Raw genomic sequence first — 9,583 nt, forward strand, 5'->3', positions numbered from 1 at the left:
AGGAGCGAGCCGGTTTTGCGAGCCCCACAGTCGCGAACGAAGGTGACACAGTGAGTATCGCTACTTCTCCTGCCGGCCCGCGTACGCTGCCGCCGCTCGGGCCGACCCGCAAGCTCAAGGTGCCCAAGCAGGCCGAGCGCACGCTGCGCAACGGGCTCACAGTGATCGCCGTACGCCGGCCCGCCGTACCCCTCGTCGAACTGCGGCTCTGGGTGCCGTTCGGCCGGGTCCACCTGGCCCGCGGCGCGATGCTCTCGCAGACGATGCTCTCCGGCACCGAGTCGATGACCAGCGTGCAGATCGCCGCCGAGTTGCAGAAGGTGGGCGGCGGGCTGTCCGCGGGCGTCGACCCGGACCGGCTGATGCTCTCCGGCGCCGGCCTGGTCACCGGTCTGGACCGGATGCTGGAGCTGCTGGCCGAGGTGCTGACCGGCGCCAGCTACCCCGGTGACGAGGTGGCCACCGAACGGGACCGACTGGTCGACCGGATCCAGGTGGCGCAGAGCCAGCCTTCGCACCTGGCCCGGGAGGCGCTGCTCAAGCGGATCTACGGCCGGCACCCGTACGCGACGCAGACGCCGGAGCCCGGCCAGATCCGTGCCGTCCGACCGGCGGCGCTGCGCACCCTGCACTCGGAGCGGGTCCACCCGACCGGCGCGCAGTTGGTGCTGGTCGGTGACGTACAGCCGGAGAAGGCACTGGACGCGGCCGAGCGGGCGCTCGGCGGCTGGTCGGGTGCCGGGCGGGTGGCCGAGTTGCCGGCGACCCCGCCGTTGGAGCCGGGGCCGCTGCTGCTGGTCGACCGGCCGGGCTCGGTGCAGTCCTCGCTGCGGATCGCGCTGCCGGCGGTGTCGCGCACCGACCCGGACCACGCCCCGCTGCAACTGGCCAACCTGATCTTCGGCGGCTACTTCTCCTCCCGGTGGGTGGAGAACATCCGCGAGGACAAGGGCTACACGTACGGCCCGCACTCGGTGATCGAGCACTCCGTCGCCGGGTCGGTGCTGGTCGCCGGCGCCGACGTGGCCACCGAGGTCACCGGCCCGGCGCTGCTGGAGACGACGTACGAGCTGGGTCGGTTGGCGTCGCTGCCGCCGAAGCCAGAGGAGTTGGAGCAGGCCCGGCAGTACGCCCTGGGCACCCTCCAGCTCGGCATGTCCACCCAGGCCGGGTTGGCGGCGTTGACCAGCGCGTACGCCGGCAACGGTCTGCGCCTGGACTTTCTCGCCGAGTACGCGGCGAGGTTGGCGAAGGCGAGCATCGACGACGTCGCGCAGGCGGCGGCCCGCTATCTGGCCCCGGCTCGGGCGGCGATAGTGGTGCTCGGCGACGCGGAGCGGATCACTCCGGGGCTGGCCACGCTGACCACTGTTCACACCGAGCAGAAGGCGTGAGTGGGCGGAGCGCTGGCGTGAGCGAGCGGGGTGGGCGAACCATGGGGCTCAGTAGCGGAGCGGCGGCGTGAGCGGGGAGGCGGCGCCGCCTCTGGCGCGGTCCACGCTGGATCGGGCCGCGCACCGGCGGGGTGACTCGCAGTGGTTGACCGAGGCGTGGTTGCGCGCCCGGGTGCTGCTGCTCGACTCGACCGACGAGGGTCGGACGCTGGCCCGCACCGAGACGTCGCCTCCGACATTGGTGCTGTTCGGGTCGGCTGACGTGCCCGCCGGGTCGGAGTCGATGGCGATGTTCCTGGGTGTCGAGCCGGACGGGGTGCCGGTCTTCGCTGTCGACGCGCCTCTGCCGGCGATCCCGGGGACCCGGGCGGTCCACCTCCGGGAGGTGGGTCACCTGCTCGCCGACCGCGAGGCCGGCATCTTCACCACCGCGTTGGCGCTGGTCAACTGGCACACCCGGCACGGTTACTCGACGAGCACCGGCGCGCCGACCGCTATGGACGAGGCGGGTTGGTCCCGGGTGGACCGCAACGGTGGGCGGATCTGGCCGCGTACCGACCCGGCGATGATCGTGCTCGTCCATGACGGCGTGGACGGCCCGGACGGCCGCTGCCTACTCGGCAACAATGCCGGCTGGCAGGGCACCCCGGGTGGTCGCCGCTACTCCTGCCTGGCCGGCTACGTGGAGCCAGGGGAGTCGGCGGAGGCGGCCGTGCTGCGCGAGGTCCGCGAGGAGGTGGGCATCGGGGTCGAGCGCATCGGGTACGTGGGCAGCCAGGCCTGGCCGTTCCCCGGCTCGCTGATGCTGGGCTTCCTGGCCACGGCGAACCCGACCGAGCCGGTGCGGGTCGACCCGTCCGAGATCGCGTACGCCAGGTGGTTCTCCCGCCGGGAGATCGGGGCGGCGTTGGCCGGGCAGACGGTGGACGTGGGCGACGGGGCCCGGCTGATCCTGCCGCCTCCGTCGTCGATAGCGCTGTTCCTCATCCACCGCTGGCTGGACGGCTGGGTGGACGCCGACCGCTGAGCACGGTCCCGACCCGTGGCCGCCGTTGCCGCGGCGGTCACGGGCCGGGAACACGGGCCGTCGTGGTCGGCGGGTGCGAGTTACGCGGCGGGGGAGCCGGTCCGACCACGACGGACGACCTGTGAAATCAGGTGCCGGTGCGGCCCGGTCTGTGTCGGAAGGCGGGCCGCGACTCGATCAGCGGGAGGACCTTGACCCGTTGCTTGCCGGCGCGGACCGCGCCGACGGTGGCCAGGGCCCGGGCCAGCAGCAGCGCGGCGTCCCGGTCCTCGGCGTGCACGATCTGCCGGCGCGGCTCGGGCGTGGTCGTCTCGTCGCGAAGTCGGTGGCCGTCCGCCCAGGCGGCGGCGATGTCCCCGTCAGCGACGGCGCGGATGTCGGTGCGAACGATCAGGAACCGCATGAGGGTCTCCGGATGAACCGCGACGGATGAGCCAGTGTGGAAGTTCCACGTACTCGAGGGCCATGTTACGCCCCGTGTTCGTCCCAGCAACTGAAACGCGCCTATCGGTTTCGAGCCTCGTCCGATCGGCGGATGGCTGCTCAGCGGGGTCGCCGGGTCGCAAAGCGACGGGGCCGCCGGCAGTGCGCCGACGGCCCCGTACCAGTCACCGGATCAGTTCAGATCGAACTGGCCCTTCTTCGCCCCGGTGATGAAACCGAGCCATCCCGCGCGGTTGAACAGCAGGACCGGGCCGCCCCGGTCCTTGCTGTCGCGCAGGGCGACCGCCGACGGGCCGGTGGCCAGTGGGGCGACCTCCACGCAGTTGGAGGTCTGGCTGCGTGTGCTGGTACGCCACGGGGCGTCCGCCAACGAGTGGGCGGAGACGGACGGCGTGTTGCGGATTTCGTTCATGGCTCTGCTCCTGATGTGCAGCGATCCGATGGGACGAGTGGTGCCGCACGTACCGACGGAGGGTCCCCCGTGGATCACCGGTCCGTCAGTCGCCCCGAATCCCGGCGGCGTTGGGTCGGCGCCGTTGCCGGCCCGAACGCCACTGTGGATGGGGGCGTCGCCTCGGTCAGCCGTCCCGTCGCCTCGATCAGCCAGGAGAGGGTGTCCGAGGCGTTAAGTGCCGCCGTGCATAGCCACTCGAACACCACTTTATAGCTATTTAGGGTGATTGACTCGGTCGACATGACGTCGGTGAAGCCACCTTCGATGGCCAATGTCTCCGGATCGAGGGGATCGGCGAACCGATAGACCGAGAAGGCGGTCGGCGGAAGGTACCAATTGCCGATCTGGGTATCCCGGGGGAGCACGTGCAGGGCCACGTTGGGTAGCAGCGCCAACTCGCAGAGCTGGAGCAGCTGCTCGTGCAGCACCTCCGGTGGCCCGGCCCGGCGGCCGAGAGCCGCCTCCTCCAACACTGCTGTGTAGCGGGGAGCGTGCGGCTCGCGGGTCAGCAGCGACTGGCGGGCCAGCCGCGCCTGCACCTCGGTCTCCGGCTCGTCGCCAGGCTCCGGCTCGCCCGCGCCCGCGTTAACCTGACGGGCCGACATGATGCGGAGTTGGGCGTACCCGGGGGTCTGCAACAGGCCCGGCACCAGGACCGGGTTGTACTCGGAGATCTCCGCGCAGCCCGCCTCCAACTCGGCCCAGCCGCGCTGTTGCTGCGTCATCACGGGGAAGTTCTTCAACCAGCCGCGCATGTCGCCGGCCTCGTTGGTGATGCCCAGCAACTCGTCGTGCAGCGCCTGGTCGGCGCCGTAGAGGTCGAGCAGGTCGCCGACGTCCTGCGGGTCCGGTCGGCTGCGGCCGTTCTCCAAGCGGGACAGTTTGGACGCGGAGGCCCAACCGATACGCTCGATGACCTGATCGCCGGTGAGGCCCGCGGCCTCACGTAGGCGGCGCAGCTCGACGCCCAACCGGCGACGACGCAGGATCGGGCTGGGTGCGGCAGGAGGCACAGTGTCCTCTTTCCCGTCGACCGCCGCAGACGCGACGGTAACTGTATGAAATTCGCCCCCCACGGTCAGTATGGACGGCGCGACCGGTGTCGGAGGTTCCGGCGAGGGCGTGTCTTGCGAAAATCGCACCACGGGAATGCCGGATGACGACGGACCCGCGGTGGCGCCCCGTCGACCTCGCCCACCCGGGCACGCCATCCCGCCGGAGGGACCCATGCGCACGATCCTGCGCCGACCCGACTTCCGCCTGCTCTTCGGCGGCCTGCTGGCCAGCATGACCGCCGAGTCGATCCTGCTGCTCGCACTCGCCATCTGGGTCAAGGATCTGACTGGCTCGAACGGGTTGGCCGGTGCCACGATCTTCGCTGTCATCGCGCCGATGACGCTGGCGCCGCTGGTCGGCTGGGTCGTCGACCGCTACCCGCGCCGACCGTTCTTCGTGGCCGCGAACGTGCTGACCGCGGCCCTGCTCGCCCCGTTGTTCACCGTCCGCGACGCGGGCGACGTCTGGGTCGTCTATCTGGTGGCCGCCCTGTATGGACTCTCGTCCATCACGCTCGGCGCGGCGCTCAGTGGGCTCATCCGCGAGATGGTGCCGGTCGAGCTGCTGGCCGACGCGAACGGCGTGCTGCAGACCGTACGTCAGGGGATCCGCCTGGTCGGCCCGCTGGTGGGCGCGGCGCTCTACGCGGCGCTCGGGGGGTGGGCGCTGGCCGGCATCGGCATGGTCGGATTTCTGACCGCGGCGGCGGTGGTCACCGCGCTGCCCACTCCGCAACAGCTGCCACCCGCCGTACGGCTGCGGTGGCCGGCCGAACTGGGCGCCGGTCTGCGGCACCTGGCCGGCGAACCGGCCCTGCGACGGGCCCTGCTCGGCTACGGGCTCGGGTCACTGGTGATGGGCTTCAGCGAGTCGCTCATCTTCGCCTACGTCGACCAGGGGTTGAACCGGGATGCCACGTTCGTGGGGGTGCTGGTCACAGTGCAGGGCGTCGGTGGGTTGCTCGGTGGACTCTGCTCACCGACGCTGGTCCGCCGGCTCGGAGAGGTCGGTACGCTGGCCGCCGGGGTCGCCTTCTTCTCTCCGGCCGCGCTCGCGCTCGCGTTCCCCGATCTGCGGCTCGGCGTCGCGGCGGTGCTGCTGGCCGGGGTCTCGCTCCCACTGACGATGGTGGGTCTGCACACGCTGATCCAGCGCCGCACGCCGCCTTCGCTGGTCGGCCGGGTCGCCGCAGCCACCCAGGCGGTGGTCAGCGGGCCGCAGGCGGTCTCCATCGGGGCGGGTGCCCTGCTGGTCGGGTTTCTGGACTACCGGCTGCTGTTTGCGCTGGTCGGGGTGGCCACCCTGGCCGCCGGCAGCTACCTGTGGCGGGGCCGGCACCTGAGCGCGCCGGCCGGGGCCCGCCCGCCGACGCCCACCCGCCGCCCGACGCTCCCGGCACCTCGCCGTCCGGCCGAGGACGCCGACCGACCCGGGCTTCCGACACCCACCGACCGTGGCCATTCGTTCCCGAACACGACGAGCGGCCGCCCCGGGTGGGGCGGCCGCACACCGAGAATGAACCGGAAGATCAGGCGTTGAGCGTCTCCAGGTGCTGCTTCACCTGGGTGATCGAGGGATTCGTCAGGGCACTGCCGTCCGCGAAGCGCAGCGTCGGCACCGTCTGGTTGCCGCCGTTGACGCTCATCACGAACTCCGCGGCCTTCGGGTCCTGCTCGATGTCGACCACCTCGTACCCGATGCCCTCCCGGTCGAGCTGCGACTTCAGCCGGTGGCAGTAGCCGCACCAGGGGGTGGAATACATCGTCAGCATCCTCGGATCCTCCAACTCCTCCGGCCGCGGCTTGCGGATCAAGCCGAGGCTGTTCGCTGCAACGCTGGGAGGAGCTGAGATGATTCCTGGTTGTGGTGGTTCACTCAGGGTCGGAACAGGTGCTCGCCGGGCTGGACCCGGAGCAGCGCTCCGCCGTGACCGCACCTGCCGGCCCGGTCTGCATCCTTGCCGGCGCCGGCACCGGCAAGACCCGGGCGATCACCTCCCGAATCGCCCACCGGGCGCTCTCCGGGGAGATCTCCCCCCGGCACGTGCTCGCTGTCACCTTCACCGCCCGCGCCGCCGCCGAGATGCGACACCGCCTCACTCTGCTCGGGGCGAGCGGTGTCCAGGCGCGGACATTTCACGCCGCAGCGCTGCGCCAGGTGCGGTACTTCGCGCCCCGGCTGCTGGCCGGCCGCGCCATGCCCGAGCTGCTGGACAGCAAGGTACGACTGGTCACCCTCGCCGCCGCCCGGGTCGGCCTGCGTACCGACCGGGCCGCCGCCCGCGACCTGGCCGGCGAGATCGAGTGGGCGAAGTCGTCGCTGGTCGAGCCGACGGACTACGTGGTGGCGGCGGCCCGGGCACTGCGCGACACACCGCACGAGCCGACGAAGGTAGCCGACGTGTTCACCGCGTACGAGCAGCTCAAGCGCTCGAACGGCGTGATCGACTTCGAGGACATGCTGCGGGCAGCGGTGTGGGGCATCGAGGAGCACCCGGACGTCGGCGAGCAGATCCGCACCCAGTACCGGCACTTCGTGGTCGACGAGTACCAGGACGTCAACCCACTCCAGCAGCGGTTGCTGGACGCCTGGCTGGCCGGCCGCAACGACCTGACAGTGGTCGGCGACGCCAGCCAGACGATCTACTCGTTCACCGGGGCGACCTCGGCGTACCTTGTCGACTTCCCCCGCCGGCACCGCAACGCCACAGTGGTCCGGCTGGTCCGCGACTACCGCTCCACACCGCAGGTGGTCGGGCTGGCCAACGCGGTGATCTCCCAGGCCCGCGGCACCGAGGCGCGCCTGCGGCTGGAGTTGAGCGGGCAACGCCCACCCGGCCCCGAGCCGGACCTGCGGATCTTCACGGATGAGCCGGCCGAGGCGAACGCGGTGGCCGCGCGCTGCCGTTCGCTGATCGACGCGGGCACGCCGGCGAAGGAGATCGCCGTGCTGTTCCGCGTCAACGCGCAGTCCGAGGCGTACGAGAAGGCGCTCACCGAGGCCGCGGTGCCGTACGTCGTGCAGGGCGCGGAGCGGTTCTTCGAACGGACCGAGGTGCGCCAGGCGATGGTCGCGCTGCGTGCGGCCACCCGCTCGATCCCGGGGGAGACACCGCTGCCGGCCGCCGTCGTCGAGGCGCTCAGCGCCGTCGGCTGGGCCCCGGACGCGCCCCCGGCCGGCGGCGCCGCCCGCGAGCGATGGGAGGCGCTGTCCGCGTTGGTACAGCTCGCCGAGGAGTACGCGGCAACCCCCGAGGTGGTGCCGATCGGCGAGGCCGCCTCGGTGGAGCGCCCGGTCACCCTCACCGACTTCACCGAGGAGTTGGCGCGCCGGGCCGCCCAGCAGCACGTGCCGACGGTGGACGGCGTGACGCTGGCGTCCCTGCACTCGGCCAAGGGGCTGGAGTGGGACGCGGTCTTCCTGGTCGGCCTCGCCGAGGGCACCCTGCCCACCATCTACGCCAAGACCGTCGAACAGGTCGAGGAGGAGCGCCGGCTGCTCTACGTCGGGATCACCCGCGCCCGGGAGTGGCTCTGGCTGTCGTACGCCGCCGCGCGCTCGCCGGGCGGACGGGCCCGGCGGCCGTCGCGGTTCCTGCCCCAACTGGACCGCTCCGGCGGCACGGAACGGGCGACCGGCGGCGCCGATCCGGCCCGCCGTCCCGAGCGACGGCGCACCCAGATCGTCTCCTGCCGGATCTGCGGCGCCACCCTGCTCGCCGGCCCGGACCGCAAGCTCGGCCGCTGCCCCACCTGCCCGTCCGACATAGACGATGAGCTGCACGAACGGCTGCGCGAGTGGCGGCAGCGGGTAGCCGGTGCGCAGAAGGTTCCGGCGTACGTGGTCTTCACCGACGCGACGCTCGTCGCGTTGGCCGAGCGGCGACCGGGCCGGTCTGAAGAGTTGATCGCCATCGCCGGTATCGGCCCTCGCAAACTGGGTCTCTACGGGGAGTCGGTGCTGGCCCTCGTGGCCGGTGCCGGGGTGGACGATGTCTGCCCGGAGAAAACTTTCGAAATCTCGTCGTAAATTCGTTTGCCCTCGCCCCGGCGCGAGGAATAGCCTCAGAACACACCACGCGAGCGGCGCCATTCCGGCTGCTCACGAGGTCGGTCCAGTCGATTCGAGGAACGTGAGGGAGGTGGGTCCCGTGAAGATCTTCACCTATGAGCGTCTGGCGGCGATGCCGTCTGTCTGCGCTCCGCTGTCGGCTGTCCGAGTGGCCCTCGTGGCTTCACGACCGTCGGTTCCACAGGTGCACCAGGTTCAGGCCGAGCTGATCCTGACCGTCGCGCCTGCTGGAGTCGAGGGGACCAGTGGCTTCACGGGCAATGGCATCCGGGTCGCCAAGAAGCGCATGGATGTCCGCGGCGTTCCACCTCGAGGTAAACCGGTCTGACCATCAGACTCCGGCTCACCTCGAGGCCGCGGAACCCGCTTACCGGGATCCGCGGCCTCAGTTTTTTGCCCGCCGTAAGTACGTCGGAATGCGATCCACGAGATCGAAGTGAGAGAGAGGTGACCGGGAGATGAGTCTGGCGTTGGCCCCCCTCGACATGAGCGTCGAGATGGAGGCGAACCTGCCCTGCCGGAAGTTCGACCCCGACCTGTGGTTCTCCGACTCGCCCACCGAGCTCGAGCTGGCCAAGTCACTCTGCGGGGACTGCCCGCTGCGTGTCGAATGCCTGGCCGGAGCCGTTGAGCGAGCGGAGCCGTGGGGCGTCTGGGGCGGCGAGATCTTCGAGCGTGGCGCGGTTGTCCCGCGTAAGCGGCCCCGTGGCCGTCCGCGTAAGGAGGACGTCGCCCGTGACGCCGCGCTTCGGGTCGAGGCCGAGGCGCGCCTGGCGGCCAGTGGGCTGTCCGAGGTGCGTGGCGCGGTCCGGCTGGCAGCCTGACATGTTCCCGACCCGTTCCAACTACGCCGGTGGCACACCGGCAGTGAGTGAGAAAACGATGTTGAACGTTCCGAGTGGAGCCTTCGAGATGCAACTACTCCACGAAGCGTTGACCCGGGCTCGAATGCGCCGGCCTCAGGCCGGTCGTACCACCACGAGCACTGAGGCAACCCGATCCGCCCGTACCGTCGCCATGACCGGCCGCAACCAGGCGGCTCGCGACCTGGGTGTTCTCTAGTACCACCCCACGCAGAAGGGCGGGTGCCGACCGGCCCCCGCCCCTCCCCCAGTGTTAATCCGCCCGGGGGCGCGA

Annotated in this window: 10 protein-coding genes; 6 read left to right on the forward strand and 4 right to left on the reverse strand. The window is 71.1% G+C overall.

Features of this window, described 5'->3' with window-relative positions:
• The first annotated feature begins 50 nt into the window (after positions 1–50).
• Positions 51–1,394, forward strand: coding sequence for a pitrilysin family protein (locus AB0C20_RS08250; RefSeq protein ID WP_357187998.1), 1,344 nt, complete (start codon positions 51–53; stop codon positions 1,392–1,394).
• Between the two features lie 67 nt (positions 1,395–1,461).
• Positions 1,462–2,421 carry an NAD(+) diphosphatase gene (gene nudC, locus AB0C20_RS08255; RefSeq protein WP_357187996.1) on the forward strand — a complete coding sequence of 320 codons (960 nt, stop codon included), beginning with the start codon at positions 1,462–1,464 and terminating at the stop codon, positions 2,419–2,421.
• A gap of 127 nt (positions 2,422–2,548) precedes the next feature.
• Here nudC and AB0C20_RS08260 read toward each other — a convergent pair whose 3' ends face one another.
• The 3 genes from AB0C20_RS08260 to AB0C20_RS08270 all read right to left on the reverse strand — a co-directional run bounded on the left by AB0C20_RS08260 (position 2,549) and on the right by AB0C20_RS08270 (position 4,332).
• Complete coding sequence (locus AB0C20_RS08260) at positions 2,549–2,824, reverse strand: hypothetical protein (RefSeq protein ID WP_091406149.1); 276 nt, start codon at positions 2,822–2,824, stop codon at positions 2,549–2,551.
• A gap of 213 nt (positions 2,825–3,037) precedes the next feature.
• Positions 3,038–3,277, reverse strand: a complete 240-nt coding sequence (locus AB0C20_RS08265; protein WP_112583698.1) for a DUF397 domain-containing protein — start codon at positions 3,275–3,277, stop codon at positions 3,038–3,040.
• A 74-nt stretch (positions 3,278–3,351) separates the two neighbouring features.
• Positions 3,352–4,332 (reverse strand): helix-turn-helix transcriptional regulator, encoded by a 981-nt coding sequence (locus AB0C20_RS08270; protein WP_357187993.1) that lies wholly within the window; start codon positions 4,330–4,332, stop codon positions 3,352–3,354.
• Positions 4,333–4,546: 214 nt separating this feature from the next.
• Between AB0C20_RS08270 and AB0C20_RS08275 the strand changes: the two genes are divergently transcribed.
• Positions 4,547–5,914 (forward strand): MFS transporter, encoded by a 1,368-nt coding sequence (locus tag AB0C20_RS08275; RefSeq protein WP_357187991.1) that lies wholly within the window; start codon positions 4,547–4,549, stop codon positions 5,912–5,914.
• On the opposite strand, the gene AB0C20_RS08280 is transcribed toward AB0C20_RS08275, so the two are convergent.
• Positions 5,904–6,146, reverse strand: a complete 243-nt coding sequence (locus AB0C20_RS08280) for a mycoredoxin (protein ID WP_030337579.1) — start codon at positions 6,144–6,146, stop codon at positions 5,904–5,906. The genes AB0C20_RS08275 and AB0C20_RS08280 overlap by 11 nt on opposite strands.
• Before the next feature lie 92 nt (positions 6,147–6,238).
• On the opposite strand from AB0C20_RS08280, the gene AB0C20_RS08285 reads away from it, so the two are divergent.
• From AB0C20_RS08285 to AB0C20_RS08295, 3 genes are all read left to right on the forward strand, one after another.
• Positions 6,239–8,404 (forward strand): ATP-dependent DNA helicase UvrD2, encoded by a 2,166-nt coding sequence (locus AB0C20_RS08285; RefSeq protein ID WP_357187989.1) that lies wholly within the window; start codon positions 6,239–6,241, stop codon positions 8,402–8,404.
• A gap of 121 nt (positions 8,405–8,525) precedes the next feature.
• On the forward strand, positions 8,526–8,774 hold the full coding sequence (locus AB0C20_RS08290) for a hypothetical protein (protein WP_357187987.1): 249 nt from the start codon (positions 8,526–8,528) through the stop codon (positions 8,772–8,774).
• A 130-nt stretch (positions 8,775–8,904) separates the two neighbouring features.
• A complete protein-coding gene (locus AB0C20_RS08295; RefSeq protein WP_030337583.1) occupies positions 8,905–9,270 on the forward strand; it encodes a WhiB family transcriptional regulator in 366 nt (121 codons plus the stop codon).
• Positions 9,271–9,583 lie beyond the last annotated feature (313 nt).

This window comes from Micromonospora sp. NPDC048843 (assembly GCF_040649965.1).
In the GTDB taxonomy this organism is placed as follows: domain Bacteria; phylum Actinomycetota; class Actinomycetes; order Mycobacteriales; family Micromonosporaceae; genus Micromonospora; species Micromonospora hortensis.